Annotated in this window: 14 protein-coding genes and 1 tRNA gene; 7 read left to right on the forward strand and 8 right to left on the reverse strand. The window is 62.6% G+C overall.

Annotation, left to right across the window (positions count from 1 at the left end; all coding sequences use genetic code 11):
* Positions 1–346: 346 nt before the first annotated feature.
* Positions 347–1,954: an L-aspartate oxidase gene (nadB, locus tag AC3EC3_RS11020; RefSeq protein ID WP_488489652.1), complete on the forward strand. Its 1,608-nt coding sequence runs from the start codon at positions 347–349 to the stop codon at positions 1,952–1,954.
* 593 nt (positions 1,955–2,547) lie between these two features.
* Here the strand turns inward: nadB and AC3EC3_RS11025 are convergent.
* The 4 genes from AC3EC3_RS11025 to AC3EC3_RS11040 form a co-directional block, all read right to left on the reverse strand.
* Complete coding sequence (locus AC3EC3_RS11025) at positions 2,548–4,134, reverse strand: alginate export family protein (RefSeq protein WP_488489653.1); 1,587 nt, start codon at positions 4,132–4,134, stop codon at positions 2,548–2,550.
* 108 nt (positions 4,135–4,242) lie between these two features.
* Complete coding sequence (locus AC3EC3_RS11030) at positions 4,243–5,100, reverse strand: alpha/beta fold hydrolase (protein ID WP_488489654.1); 858 nt, start codon at positions 5,098–5,100, stop codon at positions 4,243–4,245.
* Entirely contained in the window at positions 5,093–5,497 is a 405-nt protein-coding gene (locus AC3EC3_RS11035) for a carboxymuconolactone decarboxylase family protein (protein WP_488489655.1), read from the reverse strand. Before AC3EC3_RS11035 ends, AC3EC3_RS11030 begins: the two co-directional genes overlap by 8 nt.
* Positions 5,498–5,500: 3 nt before the next feature.
* Positions 5,501–6,643: an FAD-dependent monooxygenase gene (locus tag AC3EC3_RS11040; RefSeq protein WP_488489656.1), complete on the reverse strand. Its 1,143-nt coding sequence runs from the start codon at positions 6,641–6,643 to the stop codon at positions 5,501–5,503.
* A 272-nt stretch (positions 6,644–6,915) separates the two neighbouring features.
* On the opposite strand from AC3EC3_RS11040, the gene AC3EC3_RS11045 reads away from it, so the two are divergent.
* The 3 genes from AC3EC3_RS11045 to AC3EC3_RS11055 all read left to right on the forward strand — a co-directional run bounded on the left by AC3EC3_RS11045 (position 6,916) and on the right by AC3EC3_RS11055 (position 10,910).
* A complete protein-coding gene (locus tag AC3EC3_RS11045; RefSeq protein ID WP_488489657.1) occupies positions 6,916–8,403 on the forward strand; it encodes an NAD-dependent succinate-semialdehyde dehydrogenase in 1,488 nt (495 codons plus the stop codon).
* Positions 8,404–8,637: 234 nt separating this feature from the next.
* Positions 8,638–9,960 carry a dicarboxylate/amino acid:cation symporter gene (locus AC3EC3_RS11050; RefSeq protein ID WP_488489658.1) on the forward strand — a complete coding sequence of 441 codons (1,323 nt, stop codon included), beginning with the start codon at positions 8,638–8,640 and terminating at the stop codon, positions 9,958–9,960.
* A 47-nt stretch (positions 9,961–10,007) separates the two neighbouring features.
* The gene (locus AC3EC3_RS11055; protein ID WP_488489659.1) at positions 10,008–10,910 is read left to right on the forward strand and encodes a LysR substrate-binding domain-containing protein; all 903 of its coding nucleotides are present in this window, start codon (positions 10,008–10,010) and stop codon (positions 10,908–10,910) included.
* A 434-nt stretch (positions 10,911–11,344) separates the two neighbouring features.
* Here AC3EC3_RS11055 and AC3EC3_RS11060 read toward each other — a convergent pair.
* Positions 11,345–11,420 (reverse strand) — tRNA-Thr (locus tag AC3EC3_RS11060).
* Between the two features lie 186 nt (positions 11,421–11,606).
* Between AC3EC3_RS11060 and AC3EC3_RS11065 the strand changes: the two genes are divergently transcribed.
* The 3 genes from AC3EC3_RS11065 to AC3EC3_RS11075 all read left to right on the forward strand — a co-directional run bounded on the left by AC3EC3_RS11065 (position 11,607) and on the right by AC3EC3_RS11075 (position 14,507).
* Positions 11,607–12,821 (forward strand): aminotransferase class I/II-fold pyridoxal phosphate-dependent enzyme, encoded by a 1,215-nt coding sequence (locus AC3EC3_RS11065; RefSeq protein ID WP_488489660.1) that lies wholly within the window; start codon positions 11,607–11,609, stop codon positions 12,819–12,821.
* 209 nt (positions 12,822–13,030) lie between these two features.
* On the forward strand, positions 13,031–13,483 hold the full coding sequence (locus AC3EC3_RS11070; RefSeq protein WP_488489661.1) for a hypothetical protein: 453 nt from the start codon (positions 13,031–13,033) through the stop codon (positions 13,481–13,483).
* A 244-nt stretch (positions 13,484–13,727) separates the two neighbouring features.
* A complete protein-coding gene (locus tag AC3EC3_RS11075) occupies positions 13,728–14,507 on the forward strand; it encodes an SDR family oxidoreductase (protein ID WP_488489662.1) in 780 nt (259 codons plus the stop codon).
* 52 nt (positions 14,508–14,559) lie between these two features.
* Here AC3EC3_RS11075 and AC3EC3_RS11080 read toward each other — a convergent pair whose 3' ends face one another.
* From AC3EC3_RS11080 to fliD, 3 genes are all read right to left on the reverse strand, one after another.
* Positions 14,560–15,162, reverse strand: coding sequence for a response regulator transcription factor (locus AC3EC3_RS11080; RefSeq protein WP_488489663.1), 603 nt, complete (start codon positions 15,160–15,162; stop codon positions 14,560–14,562).
* A gap of 170 nt (positions 15,163–15,332) precedes the next feature.
* Positions 15,333–15,707 (reverse strand): flagellar protein FliS, encoded by a 375-nt coding sequence (locus tag AC3EC3_RS11085; protein WP_488489664.1) that lies wholly within the window; start codon positions 15,705–15,707, stop codon positions 15,333–15,335.
* Positions 15,708–15,711: 4 nt separating this feature from the next.
* The gene (fliD, locus tag AC3EC3_RS11090) at positions 15,712–17,154 is read right to left on the reverse strand and encodes a flagellar filament capping protein FliD (RefSeq protein WP_488489665.1); all 1,443 of its coding nucleotides are present in this window, start codon (positions 17,152–17,154) and stop codon (positions 15,712–15,714) included.
* Positions 17,155–17,166: the final 12 nt, after the last annotated feature.

A 17,166-nucleotide genomic window follows, 5' to 3' on the forward strand; every position in this document is an offset into this window, starting at 1 on the left:
TAAATTACATACTTGTACAAGTGCTTGTTCGCACGTGCGGCATTACTTCCTAAAAAGATAGGATAATTACGACATTTTTAGCGATTCTATCAATTGCGCAGGCGCGAAAAGAAAAACAAAAATTTCCAGCCAGTCCCGCTTTGAGCCATTTTTGGTCATCTCCGACGTTATTTTGTGGCTTGCGCAATTGACGGTTCCGCACTTGCACGAAATCGACTTGTTGCCGGGGCTGCACCTACCTACGGAGTAACGCCCTGACGGGGTGGCCGCACGGCGACCGCCCGGCGGATCGTAAATATCGCGGGAAAGGTTCGAAGAAATGCACCTCGAAGACCAGGTCGGTCCCATGGCTGTCGGACAGGGTGACGTGGCGCCATCGCACCCGTGGGATGTGATCGTGATCGGCTCCGGTGCGGCCGGCCTCACCGCCGCGCTGGCGCTGGCGCAGACCTGTCGGGTGCTGGTGCTCGCCAAGGGCAGCCTCACCGGAGGGTCCACGGCATGGGCGCAGGGCGGGATCGCCGCGGTCCTCGATGCTGGCGATACCTTCGAGGACCATATCGAGGACACCATGGTCGCCGGTGCCGGGCTCAACCGGCGCGAGACTGTCGAGTTCGTGATCGAACGGGCCCCGCGCGCGATCGAGCGCCTTGTGGATCTGGGAGTGCCTTTCAATGCGGATGGCAATGCGTTGCACCTCACGCGCGAGGGCGGCCATTCGCATCGCCGGATCGTCCATGTGGCGGATGCGACCGGATGGGCGGTGCAGCAGGCCTTGCTGCGCGCGGCTGAGGCGCACTCCAATATCACGCTGCTGCCCGGCCGTTCGTGCATCGATCTCATCACCGGGCGCCATGAACAGCGCTATTCGGGCTCGGGCCGGGTCTGGGGCGTCTACGCCCTCGATGAGGAGAGCGGCCGGGTCGAGGCCCACGTCGCGCGTGCCACGGTGCTTGCCACCGGGGGGGCGGGGCGCGTCTATCAGTTTTCCACGGCCCCGCGCGGAGCGACCGGCGACGGCATCGCCATGGCCTGGCGGGCGGGTGCGCGCGTCTCCAACATGGAGATGATGCAGTTCCACCCGACCTGCCTTTACAGCCTTGAGGTCAAGAATTTCCTCATAACCGAAGCCGTTCGCGGCGAGGGCGGGCACCTGAAGCATCCCGTCACGGGCCACCGCTTCATGCCCGACTATGACGAGCGCGCCGAACTGGCGCCGCGCGATGTGGTTGCGCGCGCCATCGACGATCAGATCAAGCGCTACGGCCTCGACTACGTTCACCTCGACATCAGTCATCAGCCGCCGGAATTTGTGAAAGAGCATTTCCCGAACATCCACGAGAAGTTGCTGGGGCTGGGGATCGATATGACGAAGGAGCCGATCCCCGTCGTTCCTGCGCAGCACTATACCTGCGGCGGTGTGCTGGTCGATCTCGACGGGCGTACCGACCTGCCGGGGCTCTATGCGGCAGGCGAGTGCACGGAAAGCGGCCTTCATGGTGCGAACCGTCTCGCTTCGAACTCGCTGCTCGAATGCTTTGTGTTCGGTGATGCGGTGGCAACCCATATTCTCGATAACTGGGCCAGCTTCGAGGCTCCTCCGGCGGTTCGTCCATGGGATGAGAGCCGCGTGACGGACTCGGACGAGGAAGTCGTCATCAAGCAGAACTGGGGTGAGATCCGCCGCTTTATGTGGAATTACGTCGGTATCGTGCGCACGACAAAACGCCTGGAACGCGCCATGCATCGCATCCAGATGCTGAATGGCGAGGTCGAGGAATATTACCGGCACTTCCGCGTCTCGACCGACTTGATCGAACTGCGCAATCTCCTGCAGAGCGCCGACCTGATCGTGGCTTCGGCTTTGAAGCGCCATGAAAGTCGCGGCCTGCACTATACGCTGGATTATCCGGATATGACGGCGCCCCCGCTCGACACCGTGCTGGTGCCGTAGAGCGGGCGGCAACGCGAACGCGCAGCGGTTATGAGGGCTGGTGCAAGGTGCTCCCGGTTGCTGGTCCTCGCCGAAATTTTCACGTTACAGGTATCATTGAGGGAGGGGGGAGGCCGCGGCCGTGCCCTGCTGTGGGGCCGAAAATGCGTGTCGCCTAGAGGCCGGCGGGAAGATGCGGCCGACAAACCTAAGCAATCTGCGTCGCACTCAAATTCGGTTCGATATCATGTGATGGAACTGGCGTTTACCAGCCATCGAAACTGGCCCAAGTCACCCCAGCCTTGACCCAGGCGCTCCTCAAGCTGGAAGGCCTTCCCGTGGGACACCGCCGATGTCCTTGTGAAAGCACCTTAAGGTAGGTGATCGCTTGCGTGACTCGATGCATGTCATCGGATGATTTATTTTATTGATAAATTATACAAGTATCCGCCCGATCGCTTTTCTCGGCGATTGGTCACAAGTTCGAGCCCCGAGGATCAAATTCGTATCGGATATTTCGCGATTCGCTGCCGATAAATAACGTCGATTTCGGCAGACCGGGGCCAAGCATGTCGTGCATTGCTCAAACTGAACGCAAAGAATGGCGGGTTCCATCAGAACCTGAACGTCAGCGCGCCTCCCAGATAGGTGCTGCTGTTCAGGTTCGCGCGTCGCAACACGTCGCCACGTAGCAGGCGCTCCAGATAGAGCGTTGCCGACAGGTGTCGTGACAGGCTCCAGGCGGCATCGGCACGGAGCAGCTTGCCGATATCATGCCCACGCACCAGTTGCGTGCCCGCATAGGCACCATTGTAAAGATAGACGGCATCGGACTGATTGGGCCGGCGCAGCCATTCGACTTCCGCGCTCACCCGCAGCGAAGGCGTGGGATTGATCCGCAGGACCGGCGCGAACGTGCGCAGGTTGGTGGGCGCAATAAAGAACCCCCAGCTGAAATAGGGCGTCGCTCCGGTCAGGAAATTGAACGTGTGCAAGGGGCCGCTGCCATAGGCGCCCCCGCCCGAAGCATAGTCGGTATGGAAGCCGATCCGCGGCTTCAGTCCGCTATCGCTGAACTGGTATTCGGCGAGCGCGAAATAGCCGTCGGCCGAAATCGGGCGACCGGCGAAACGTCCGTCCTGACGAAGCGCGGTAATATCCAGCGTCAGCTTGCCGAGCGATCCCCATATCCGCGTGCCATAGATGTTGCGACGCTCCTCACCGGTTGTCGGGCCCCACTTCTTCGCATCGTTCTCGTAGCGATAGAAGAACGGATCGACGTAGAGCCTGGCCTTGCCGAACGGCGTCCTGTCCCGAGCAAGGAGCACACTTGCCTGAATGCCCTTGAAGCGCTCGCTGTCCAGCACCGGATCGTCGAAAGCACCGGTACCGAACAGGGTCGAGCGGAAGCTGAACAGGTCGACGCGCGCGGACTTCCAGTTCGCATAGAACCGTACCCCGTTCTGCACCGTATAGACGTTACCGGCAGGGCGCGTGCCGATGATGACCGGCGGGCCGTCCTGAAACTCCTGACGGCCCACCATCACGCCCATTTGCGCGCCCAGCACCTTGCCGCGAACTTCTCCAAACAGCTGCTGGACCACCAGATCGTTGCGATAGGTGGGAGAGATTGTTGTCGAGGTCGACGCGAACGACCTGTTCGTCCCCCACTGTTGCGCGCTGGCCAGTTCACCATAGACCCGCACGTGATCGCCCAGATGCAGGTCGGCGCCAATCACACTGCGCAGCAGTTCCTGATCGGGATCGCGCTTGTCCTTCAATCCCGGCCGGGTGGTGTAATTCACGCGGAACCGCTCTTCTCCGCTCAGCGAAAGGTAGACGTTCCCGTCATCGGCAAGCGGCACGAACTTCAGCGGATCGAACAGATCGGCCCTTGCGCTTTTTGGTCGATCCTTGAGAAAAGACCAGTCCTCCGCCCAGCGCGAGATGTAATAATAGCCTGCACGCGGACCGAGCCCGGAAGCCGGCGCGGGATAGGCCGTCGGCTCCGTCGGCACTGTCGTGCGAACCGGCGCGCTGGCCGAACGATCGCCGGTGATGATCGAGCCCGTGGTTCCCGGCAGCCCGAGTGGCGGAGCCGTCGATGCCTGACCGGAGGACAGCTCCGATGATTGCGCATGCGCGCCGCTTGCCATGCTGATCGCACAGATCAGCAACGGGACAGGAATGCCTCTCCGCATCCTCACCTCTCCATTGTTATGTTCTGGGTGGCGCGCCGGTTATCCGGCTACGTCCGATCCGGGCGACGGCAGTTTTCCTGCTCGCCGCCCGGCATAGTGCAGGTCGGCTCAGTTAAGGGCCGCCTGTGTCTGTTTCAGATGGTCTTCAAGGATCGCTGCGAACACGTCGGGGCGATCGAGTTGCGGCAGATGCCCGGCACCGGCAATCTCGTGCAGGATCGCGCCCGGAACCAGCGGTTCGAGATCGCGCATCGGCTGAAGCAGCAGGGTATCGTGCTCTCCAATCACCAGCGCCGTGGGCATGGTGATGCGCGCAGTCCCGTCCAGATAGGCAAGCCCCTGGATCGCCTGCGCGCAGCCGATGAAGCCCTCTGCCGACGTCTCGCGAATGCAGGCCAGCAGATCGGCAGCGATAACCGGTTCGGCATCGAGAAACGCCTTGCCGAACCAGCGCTCCGCAGTCGGCAGCGCCAGCGTATCGACGCTGCCCTCGGTGCGAACCAGCGCGATCCGGTCGTCCCATGCCGCCGCAAAGGGCGCAGGGGCATCGGCGCGCGCGGCCACTATGGTCAGACTGGCGAGCCTCTCGGGATGGCGAACACCCAGACCGAAGCCGATCATGCCGCCTTGCGACACGCCCACGAAATGCACCTTCGCGATATCGAAGGCATCAAGCACGGCGATCGCATCGGCCACCAGATCGTCCATGGCATAGGGCGCAGGCGTCGCTTCCGACTGCCCATGTCCACGCATGTCCATGCACAGCACGCGAAAGCCCCGGGCTGCCAGTTCGGCTGCCTGCCGGGCCCATACGGCACTGCCGGTCAGGATCGAATGCGCGAACAGCACCGGCTCGCCCTTCGGATCACCGCCGACCCGGACGCTCAGCGCCGAGGCAGGGGCGGAAACGGTGCGTCGCTGGAAACCCGGCCATTCGGCGTTTAGGATGACGGGAATATCAGTCATCGAGCCCCATCTCCTTCATCACCTCGCGCGCGACACGCCAGCTGTCGAGCCCGGCAGGAAGCCCGCAATAGAGTGCGACCTGCAGGAAGACCTCGCGGATTTCCTCCTTGCTCAGCCCGTTGTTGATCGCACCCCGTACGTGGGCACGCAACTCGTGCCCACGATTGAGAGCCGACAGCATGCCCAGGTTGAGCAGGCTGCGGCTGCGGCGGTCGAGGCCGGGACGGTTCCATATCTCGTCCCAGCATACTTCGGTCGCATATTGTTGCATCGGCCAGCCGAAGGCATCGGCGGATGCCAGTGCCTTGTCGACATAGGCATCCCCGAGCACTTCGCGCCGTGTGGCGAGGCCGCGCTCGAACTTCTCGCTTCGCGGCTTCTCTTCACTTCCGGCCATGATTCAGGCGTCCTCCAGTTCCACCAGCGGTTCGTTCCAGGCATCGTAGGCATAGACCCAGTCGGGATTGATCGGATCCTTGAGCCAGGTGTTGGTGCGCGAACTGAGCTGCACACGCGACGTGCGCGGCTTGCGGGTCGCCTCGAAGACCTGGAACGCCTTGGCCACGCCGTCGCGATCCACGCCTTTGAGGCAGCGCGAGAGCACGGCGGCATCCTCGATCGCCATGGCTGCGCCCTGCGCCATGTAGGGGGTCATCGGGTGGCAGGCATCGCCCAGCAGAGTGATATTGCCTTGGCTCCAGGTGGGCAGCGGATCACGATCGACGAGCGCCCACTTGTGGACCGAAGGGCATGACTCGAGCACATGGCGCACTTGTGGGTGGAAGTCCTTGAACGCCTCGCGAAGTTCATTGACGTCGCCCATCGCCGACCAGCTTTCCACCGTAAATCCCGGCTCGGGCTGGCTGGTCACGAAGTAGACTTCCGAACGGTCGGGCTTGACGTAGTAGATCACGATATGGCGGTCCGGTCCCCACCACTTGGTGCAATCGTCGATCTCGTACCCGTTCAGCAGTTCTGCGGGGAACACCGTGCGATAGGCGATACGACCGGTGAAATTGGGCTCATCCTTGCCGAACATGCGCTCCTTGAAGAACGAATGCACCCCGTCCGAGGCGACGACGGCGTCGGCTTCCACGGTCTTGCCGTTTGCGAAAGTGATGGTGACGCTGCCGTCCGCAGCCTGGGCATAGTCCACGACCTTGTGATCGAGATTGATCGTCGCCGGATCGACCGCGCTGGCGAGCGCCGAGTGAAGATCGCCGCGATGGCCCAGCAGATAGGGGGCGCCGTACTTTTCTTCGGCGCTTTCGCCGAAGATCATGTCGAAACGCACTTCGCCGGTGTCGTATTCCTTGTTGTTCCACGAACGCGGATAGAAGGCCTCACCACGCAGCACCGGCTCAAGGCCGAACTCGCGCATCACCTTCATGGCGTTGCAGCCGATCTGGATGCCTGCCCCCAGACGCGTGAACTGCTTGGCCTGCTCGTAGACATTGGCCTCGATCCCTGCACGCTGAAGCGCGGCGGCGGTCGCCAGACCGCCCATGCCCGCTCCGATCACGGCGACGCGAAGTTTACTCATATCCTCTACCTTTTTGCTGTTGGGAACAGCGGCGGCACGATCGCCACCAGCGAGGCCAATATCCCGCCACAAAAGGCCGGTGAGCAATCGAGTAATGCTGGCTCAGCGTGAGTAAATATCACGGTAGATGACTGTTGAAGGAGCCGCCTCCAGCCTATTCCCGTTCCATGAGGCCCGCCGCGTCATGCGCCGCCGTCTTCGGCATGATCAGCACTCACAGTCCGTCAGCTATTGTGGTTTGCGCTCAGGAGGGCCTTCGCGATGATGGGGCCATGCTCGATACACCGACCTCGCTCGCATCGCGCCTGTCCGACCCGGATCTGCTGCGCGAGAAGTGCCACATCGATGGACGATGGGTGGACGCCGACAACGGCGCCACTCTTCCCGTCACGAACCCGGCGACCGGCAAGGTCATCGGCTCGGTTCCCGATTGCGGCATAGTGGAAACCCGACGCGCGATCGATGCTGCTGCCAGGGCACTGCCCGCATGGCGTGCTCGCACCGCGCAGGAACGCGCCGATGTTCTTTTGAAACTTGCTGCCCTGATGATCGACAATGCCGACGATCTTGCGATCATCCTCACGGCGGAACAGGGCAAGCCGTTGGCCGAGGCTCGAGGCGAAATCGCCTATGCCGCCAGCTTTATACGCTGGTTCGCCGAGGAAGGGCGGCGCGTCTATGGCGATATCATTCCGGCTCCGGCCAAGGGCAAGACGATTCTGGTCCGCAAGGAGCCGATCGGTGTCTTCGCGGCGATCACGCCCTGGAATTTTCCCGCCGCGATGATCACTCGCAAGGTCGCCCCCGGTTGGGCGGCGGGCTGCACCGGTATCGTCCGCCCAGCTGAACTGACGCCCTTCTCGGCCCTCGCCATCGCGGTCCTCGCCGAACGCGCAGGCATGCCGGCAGGCGTGTGCAACGTCATCACCGGTGCGCCCGAACCCATCGGCGGCGAACTCTGCGCCAATCCGACAGTGCGCAAGCTCAGCTTCACCGGCAGCACGCCGGTCGGCGCGAAGCTGATGGCGCAATGCGCGCCGACCATCAAGAAACTGAGCCTGGAACTGGGCGGCAACGCGCCTTTCATCGTGTTCGAGGATGCCGATCTCGACGCGGCGGTCGAAGGCGCGATCGCATCCAAGTTCCGCAACACCGGGCAGACCTGCGTTTGTGCCAACCGCCTGTTGGTGCAGGACAGCATCTATGACGTCTTTGCCGAGAAGCTGAAGGTCGCGGTGGAAAAACTGCACCCCGCAGACGGCCTTCTCGATACCAGGGCAACCGCAGGCCCGCTTATCAGCGAGCGCGCGCTGGCCAAGGTGGAGACCCATGTCGCCGATGCTCTCACTCATGGCGCAAGCGTGGTTACAGGTGGGGCGCGACATGCCTTGGGGGGCACCTTCTATCAGCCCACCGTGCTGCGCGATGTCTCGCCCGAAGCCATGATCTTCCGCGAGGAAACCTTCGGCCCGGTCGCCCCGTTGTTTCGCTTCGCGGACGAGGCAGAGGCGATTCGCCTTGCGAACGACAGCGAGTTCGGCCTTGCCGCCTATTTCTACAGCCGCGATGTCGGGCGGATATTCCGGGTCTCCGACGCGCTCGAATATGGCATCGTCGGCATCAACGACGGTGCGATCTCCACCGAGGTTGCCCCGTTCGGCGGCATCAAGTCGTCCGGCCTTGGGCGCGAAGGGTCGAAGTACGGCATCGAGGACTATCTGGAGATCAAGTATCTTGCCCTGGGCGGCCTGGACAACTGATCCAACAGCCTTTCGTACCATGCGTACCAGAAAAGTCAGGCCCTGACGCGCTGAACGGCGTCTGGGCCTGATTTTGAGCGAAGTGAAGCGATAGGCGTGAGAAATTATCACGCCTCAGCAGCATTAGTGGGATTGCCCCTGTTCCCACAGGCTCGCAATCTCCCTTTACGAAAAGAACCGGCCTCTCAACCGGCTGGTTCGACATAACAACCGGGTCATCCGGGGGAGAGCAATATGCATGCGACGCTCGTCGATCAGCAGCAGCCGGTGATGATTCACTCGCGCCAGCAACGCTGGTTCGAAAAACTCTACATCCAGGTTTTGATCGCCATCGCACTGGGGGTGATCGTAGGGCAGTTCTGGCCCGATGTCGGCGCCGGACTGAAGCCGCTCGGCGATGCGCTGATCAAGATGATCCAGATGGCGATCGCACCGATCGTCTTTCTCACCATCGTCCACGGCATCGCCAGTCTGGGTGACATGCGCAAGGCAGGTCGCATCGGCCTCAAGGCTATCGTCTGGTTCGAGATCGGCACGGTTCTGGCGCTGATCGTCGGGCTGGTCGTCGTCAATCTCGTCCACCCCGGCGCCGGCATGAATGTATCGGCGGCCTCGCTGGACCCCGGTCTGGTCAAGACCTATGTGACGAAATCGCATGAGCAGTCGCTGGTCGGTTTCCTGATGGGGATCATTCCTTCCACGGTCGGCGGCGCCTTCACCGAAGGCAATACGCTGCAGGTGCTGTTCTTCGCCGTACTGTTCGGCATTGCCCTGCAGCGCATGGGCGAACGCGGCCGACCGGTGGTCAAATTGATGGACGATCTATCGAAGGTGTTCTTCCTGCTGATCGGCATGGTCATGCGCGTGGCGCCGATCGGCGCTTTCGGGGCGATGGCTTTCACGATCGGCAAGTATGGCCTCGGCACGCTGCTGACCCTTTCCGGTTTCATGCTGAGCTTTTACGCCACTTGCCTTGTATTCGTGTTCGGGGTGCTGGGCATTGCCAGTCGGCTTATGGGCTTCAGTATTTTCAAGCTGATCCGTTATCTGAAGGAAGAGCTGCTGCTGGTGTTCGGCTTCTCCGGATCGGAACCGGTTCTGCCGCGTTTCATGGCCAAGATGAAAGCGGCAGGGTGCTCAGAATCGGTCGTCGGTCTCGTCATTCCCACCGGCTATACTTTCAACCTTGACGGCACCTGCATCTACCTCACCATGGCTGCGGTGTTCCTCGCGCAGGCGACCAACACGCACCTCGGCCTTGAGCATCAGCTGATCCTGCTGGGCGTTTGCCTGCTGACATCAAAAGGGGCTGCCGCCATCCCCGGTTCCGGCTTCATTGTGCTCGCCGCGACCCTGGGCTCGGTCGGACACGTCCCGGTCGCAGCCATCGCCCTGATCCTGGGCGTTGACCGTTTCATGTCCGAAGCCCGCGCGATGACCAACTTCATCGGCACTGCCGTCGCCACGATCGCCGTCGCCCGCTGGGAAGGAGAACTCGACAAGGCCCATCTCGACAGGATACTGGACAACCCCGGTCTCGTGAAGCTGGGGGCCTGAAAGGCAAGCCCGAACCCACCATGCGAAAACTTCCACCGCTCAATGCTGTGCGCACTTTCGAGGTCGCTGCGCGTCATGTCAGCTTCACCCGTGCAGCCGAAGAGCTTCTCGTTACCCACGGGGCGGTAAGCCGTCAGGTTGCGCTGCTGGAGGACTGGTTCGGGATCAAGCTGTTTCGCCGAGCCCCCTCGCAACTCACGCTGACCGACGCCGGGCGTACATACTTTCGCGAGGTGACGGCCATTCTGGATCGTCTGGCGCTTGCCTCCATGGACATGAAGCAGCAGGCGGCCCCTACGGCACTGCGCATCAATGCCCCGCCGACCTTCACGATGCGCTGGCTGATCCGTCGCATCTCGTCCTTCCAGCGCCAGCGTGCTGACGTCGAGATGCGCATGACCACGGCGCTCGGCCCGATCGGCGCCAACGACAGCGGCTTCGATGTTGCCATTCGCGGGGATCAGGGTGAACTCGCCGGCTGGACGTCACGCCATTTCATGACCGAGTTGATTGCGCCTGTCTGCCATGCCGATCTGCTGGCCGACGGGAAGCTGAAGACTCCGGATGACCTGCGCCATCACCGGCTGATGACATACCTGACCGAGCCTTACGACTGGAACCAGTGGCTCGACCACGCCGGAAGCAGCATGGCGCCCGATCAGGAAACCCAGCGCTTCGAGCAGATGTACTTCGCCCTGCAAGCGGTGCAGGACCGTCTCGGCATCGGCCTGTTTCCGCTGTTTCTCGTTATCGAGGAGCTTATGAGCGGCCAGCTTTGCGTGCCCTTCGGAGCTCTGGGGCTGCGCAAACGCGACTACAGGATTTTTTACCGGGCGGAGAATGCGCAGTGGCCTGTGATTGGCGACTTCGCAACCTGGCTTTCCGCCGAGGGCCAGCAAACAGAAAATGCCACTCTTGCGTTTGCCCAATCCATGGGATGGTATTTTTAATATACTGCGCACCGAGGCAAATAGCCGGTGCGCGATCAAATTCAGCAGGAATTAACTTGGGAAGCCCGTTATAGAACGGGCTATTCAGGTTACAAGGCGCCGAGGATCTCCCGCCTATATCCGACGACCTTAGGGACGTTGATGGGAATGTGCCCACAGGCAGCGTGCCGGGATGCAGTCGATAGCTTCGGCACGCGATGTCCTCGTCGACCATGATGACCATCTTGGCATAGCCGAGCCCGTGCGAGGTAGTCAGCCCGCCAAACCCCACTGACTTGCCGAAGCCGCCATAGCGAAGGCCCCCGATTCGGGGCCCCAAATTACCTGGATTGAGGTGGGCAAAAGGTGAGCGCGCGCCACCGGAAAGCCGATGCCCGATTATACCTGATTTCCAGGGATTTTTGGAACGAGAAACGCTTGACAAAGGGGTGTTGTGGTGCCGCTTACAGGATTCGAACCTGTGACCCCATCATTACGAATGATGTGCTCTACCAACTGAGCTAAAGCGGCTTGCCGACTGCGCGCGGGTGTCCGCGTGCGGGGCAGGGGGCGCCTTTACCGGGGGTGGATGGATCGCGCAAGGGAATTTGCAGCGATCGTGGCACTTCTTTGCTAATTGACGGATAACGGTGAGGCGTACTCCGTTGAAAGGAGGCACGCTTGCCGTTTCGGGGCATGGGCGGTAGCAGACGGATCATGGAAAATGCCTGTTCCTCTGGCCAGAGTATCGCTGTCGTCGAGCCCTTCCATGCCATGGCCATCGGGCGGCTGGCGCATGATCTTGCGGCCGCGGGTCGATTGGTGATTCACATGGAGTACGGGCAGCCGTCCACGCCCGCGCCAGCCGCGGCGCTGGCTGCTGCGCAGGCCTCGCTGTCGGGGGCGCCACGTGGGTATTGGGAAAGCACCGCCTTGCTCGATCGCATCGCGCGGTATTATCGCGAGGCGCACGGCGTGCATGTCGATCGCGAGCAGGTGGTACTGACCTGTGGGGCTTCGCCTGCGCTGGTCCTGGCGCTCTCCAGCCTGTTCGCGCCGGGAGCCAGAGTGGCGATGGCGCGTCCGGGCTACGTTGCTTATCGCAATACGCTGCGGGCGCTCTATCTCGAACCGGTGGAGATCGCCTGCGGCCCGGCCGAGCGCTACCAACTCACCGCGCAGGCCCTGCAGGCGCTGGATCCCGCGCCGGACGGGCTGATCCTTGCCAGTCCCGCCAATCCCACGGGCACGGTGATCGCGCCGGACGAAATGGAGGCCATCGCGGCGATCTGTCGGCAACGGGGCATTCGGGTGATTTCCGACGAGATTTATCACGGGCTCGCCTACGCGGACGCCGGGGAGGGAGCCGCCCTGCTGCAGGTGCGTTCCATGCTGGAGTTTCTGGACGATGCCGTGATCGTCAACAGTTTCTCCAAATACTATTCGATGCCGGGCTGGCGGCTCGGCTGGCTACTGGTTCCGCCGCAACTCGTCGGCGCGGCACGGGCGCGGATGGGCAATCTGTTCCTGACGCCATCCGAGATGGCGCAGCATGCAGGACTGGCGGCGTTCGAGGCACGCGAGGAGTTGGAGGGGCACATTGCCAACTACCGACGCAACCGCGAGATGCTGCTGGCGGCGATGCCTCGCCTTGGGCTCAATCGGATCGCGCCGCCCGACGGGGCGTTCTACATATGGGCGGACATCGGCCATCTGACACGGGACAGCCTCGGCTTCTGTCGTGCATTGTTGCAGGATACCGGCGTCGCCACCGCGCCGGGAATCGATTTCGATCCGGTCGACGGTCACCGTTTCATGCGCTTCAGTTTTGCGGTTTCGCCAGAGGAAGTCGCTGAAGCCATCGTGCGGATGGAGCCATGGTTCGCGCAGCGACAGGCAGAGGCGAAAGCCGTGATCGGAACAAGCGACTGACACGCTGACATTTATCGTCTGCGCCGCCTTCATGATTGCTTTCATGATTGCGCAGTCTTGGTGCAGTTCCCGCCATTTCTGCGGCAATTCCGACCTGTCGCAACTCGGGACGGATACGTACGCCCGTGTTTCTGCCCATTGACGAGGGCGCGTTTCAGGCGTTCTTTCCCGCTAATTAAGGGACGCACAAGAACAAAGCGATAAAGACCATGAAGACCGCACACGAAGTGCAGGGATGGACTGTCAGCCTGGACGGTCTGCGGCGGGCATGCATGTCCTGCGCCGCGCAAGAGGAACTCCAGCGCCTGCACGAGGCGCTCGACCTGTTGCGCCGCACGCCCAAGGAGCTGGGGCAAGCGCTGAGCCGGGCCGAAGCGGGCAGGATCGAGATTATGCTGGCCTGCGGAGCGGCGGAAAGCGCGGCGCTTTGCCTGATTGGGCCGCAGACGTCGGTGATGATGTCTCGCGGCAGCCATGGTCAGTGCCTTGCCAGTGCGGTGACGGAGCCGGATGGGCTGGAACTGATGTGCGAAGGGGCGACTGTCAGCCTCGCGGTTCTGGCAGCGCATCTCTCGATGGTCATGGAGGCGCTCGGCTTGCCTGAAGCCCAGATGGGCGAGCGGCTGGTTTCCGGCTGGGAGGATCCGGTGACGCTGCACTGAATAGCGGTTCCCGTTCCCGTTCCCGTTCCCGTTCCCGTTCCGGTGTCAGGTGATGTCCGCTGGCGTCTCTTGATACGTTCTTCCCGGTTCGGGATGACCGGGGCGTTGTCGCTATCGCGTGATTGCGATACTCTTGCGTGCGGCTCACAGGAGTTTCTCGAAATGATCCCGCGCTACCGCTGAGGCGGATCGACATAGGCTGGTGGAACAATCCGCCGATCGGATTTCTGTTTTCGAGAACATCATGCACAGACTGACAGGCAAGACATGCGTCGTCACCGGCGCGGCGCGCGGGATCGGACGCGCCATCGCGGCCCGTTTCCACGACGAGGGCGCGCGGGTTATCGTGACCGATATGGACGAGGCGGGGGGCGCGGCAACAGCAGCCGAAATTGGCTGTCGGTTCGAACCGCTGGACGTGCGTGAGGAGGCCGCCTGGGCGCGGCTGGCGATTGGCGTCCCGGTGGCGGACGTTGTGGTCAATAACGCGGGCATCACCGGATTTGAGGCAGGCATGGTGCCGCACGATCCGGAGCATGCCAGCCTTGCGGATTGGCGTGAGGTTCACCGGGTCAATCTCGACGGCACGTTTCTGGGCTGCCGTTATGCGATCGGGGCGATGAAAGCGGCGGGCAAGGGCTCGATCATCAACATCTCCTCCCGCTCCGGACTGGTCGGCATCCCCGGTGCCGCGGCCTATGCCTCGTCCAAGGCCGCCATACGCAATCACAGCAAGACGGTTGCGCTCTACTGTGCCCAGCAGGGTTGGCAGATACGGTGCAATTCGATCCATCCGGCGGCGATCCTGACGCCGATATGGGAGCCGATGCTGGGGAATGGCCCTGATCGCGAGAAGAGGATGCAGGCCTTCGTTGCAGATACACCGCTGAAACGCTTCGGGATGCCTGAAGAAGTCGCAGCGATTGCGGTCATGCTGGCATCGGACGAGGCGCCCTATATCACCGGGACCGAAGTGAATATCGACGGCGGATTGCTTGCCGGTTCGGCAGCTTCGCCGGGCTGATTGTCGCATCGGGTTTGCTCAGCTGGCGGTCTGGATGCGGCACCCCCCTTTTTTACGACACCAGCGATGCCTCGATGGCGATGCGGATCGCGTCGGAGGTATGGTTGGCGCCCAGCTTGTTGAGCATGTTAGCGCGGTGGATTTCCACGGTGCGCGGGCTAATCGAAAGCTTTTCGCCGATCAGGCGGTTGGAAAGCCCGCTGGCGACGCCGCCCAGCACTTCGCGTTCGCGCCGGGTCAGCCGCTCGATCCGCGCGCGGGCCATGACCTCGCGCAGCTTGGCATTGCCGATCTGGTCTGCGCGGCCCATCGCGCGGGTGAGGATCGTGGCGAGTTCGACCGGGCTGATCGGCCAGCCGACATAATCGATCGCGCCGTCAAGAATGGCCTCGACCACGCGGCCGGTGGTGGCGTCTTCGGAGAAGGCGATGATCGGAAACCAGTCACCGTGCGCGGCCATGCGTTCCACCACGTCGGCAATCGCGCCGGGAGCATCATGGATCAGGATCACGCCCGAGCGCGGCCAGCTGCCCGACAGTTCCGACGTGCTTTCGAAAGGCTCCACATGGATGCCGGAAGACGACAGCGCATGGCTGATCGCGGCGCGGCGGCGCATATCGGCATCGATCAGAAGCAGATTCGAAAGACGCTCCACGGACATTCTCCCTATCGGTTTGTCCGTAGGGGGGTGCCTTTTAATTGTCCGGCATGCTCGTCCTACAAGGTCCGGTTCCGAGGCAAGTTACCGGTATGGCTGGTAAAGACATGGCAATCAGGGGTTTTGCGGTGCCGAAATGGTGGCGTATTCACTCTGAGTAAATGTTGTCAATTAACCCGCATGGCGCTGGCGATTTCGAGAAAATCATCGCGCAATGCTCCGACCCGGTGTGCATCGAAAGCAATGGCACTGTCGAGAATTGTCCTGCGTGCGGATTCGTACATATGACGCAGCGCTTCGGCCACGCCGCCTTCGCCCGACACCCCCATGCGCAGCGCGGTGATCGCGGTCAGCGCGCGGGTCATCGAGTGGCTTTTCAAGGCGTTGTCGCCCAGCCCTTCGGCATGGACGGCGGTGCCCAGCGCGCCGACGAGATGCTCGTAGCAGACGTGAACCAGCTCGGCAGGCGCGGCGCCGCGCACGCGGGCGTCGAAATCGACGCTGCGATAGGCTTCGTGGACAGTGCGGTGACGGTGGATCATCGGCTCAGCTCGACTTGTTCCACTGTGCGATCTGGTTCGTCAGCATCGACATCGTCGACTTGATCGAACTGATCCGCGTTTCGGAGGCAGTGAACTGGGTGGCGAGGCGTGAGCGCAGCGCTTCCTGCTGTTCGGCAAGATCGCTCTGGTCGGTGGCGATCTGCGTCAGTTGCTTGGTCCAGGTGCTGATCGAGGCGCCCAGCGAATAGGTGCCGGTGGTGGAGGTCGCATCGCGATAGACCTTGTCGACCGTCGCGAAGACGCCGCTGACGCCGTTGGTCCACATCGCCGCCACGCCCTCGGGATCGCTGGCCACGGTGGCATTGAGGCGGCTGGTGTCGAGCGCGAATGTGCCGTCGCGCTGGGTCTTGAGGCCAAGGTCGGCCAGCGTGCGCGCGGTGCCGGTGGCATTGGGCATCACCGTCTGGCTGCCGATCGCCATCAGCGAGCGCTTGAGGGTGCGCGCGCCCGCATCGTTGGCAAGGTCTCCGCCGAGCGAGGTCGCGGTGTTGAGCGCGCCCATCACCTCGTTCAGCGCATCGACCAGATCCTGCATCGAGGTGCCGATGGAGGATGTCGGATCGGCGAAGGTGATCGTCGTCGGCGCGCCGATGTTGGTGGCGGTCAGTTGCAGCTTCACGCCGTTGACGGCGGTGGCAACGCTGTTCGAGGTTGCGGTCATCGGCAGGCCGTCGACCTTGAAGGCGGCGTCCTGCGCGGTGGTCATCAGGGTGGCGCTGCCGGAGGAGGGGCTCCAGGCGAGCCTGGAAAGGCCGCTGCCCGAAGCGGCATCGGTCTCCAGCGTGAAGCCGTTGGCGGCGCCTTCTGCACCCTTCATCACCAGCTGCGCGCCGTTCACCGTCTGCGCGACATAGGCGCTGACGCCCGCGTTCGCGCCGTTGATCGCGCTGGCGACATCGGCCAGCGTGGCGCCTTCGGGGATGGAGATGTTCACGGCGGAATGGCTCGAATCCTCGGCAAAGGACGCGCCTGCCACTGTGCCAAAGCGTAGCGTCAGGGTGCCCGAGCCGACCGTCTCGGTGCCTGCACCAAAGGCCGCGCTGGCCAGCGTCTGGTTGGAGGCCAGTTGCGAGACTTCCAGCGAATAGCTGCCCTTGGGCGCAGTCGCGCCGGTCAGCGAGGCGGAGGCGACCGCCGCGTTGGCGACCGAAGGCGTGCGCGCCAGATCGCCCGAGCGGACCAATGTGCCCATCGAGGTATCGAGCGCCAGCAGCATCGACTTGATGTTGGAGGCGGTGGAAACCTTGGTGTTGAGCGTGTCGGTCTTCGTCGAGAGCTGACTGGTGCGGGCAGAGAACTGCGCGGTCGCCAGATTGTTGGCCAGCGCCAGCATGTCGACCCCGCTGCCGCCGCCGAGAAGCGTGGCGAGCGAGGTCGTCGTGGGCGAAGTCGTCGTCGCGGACGTGGAGGATGTGCTCGTGACCATGCCGGATAGAAC

Source organism: Novosphingobium sp. BAM6, from assembly GCF_057784955.1.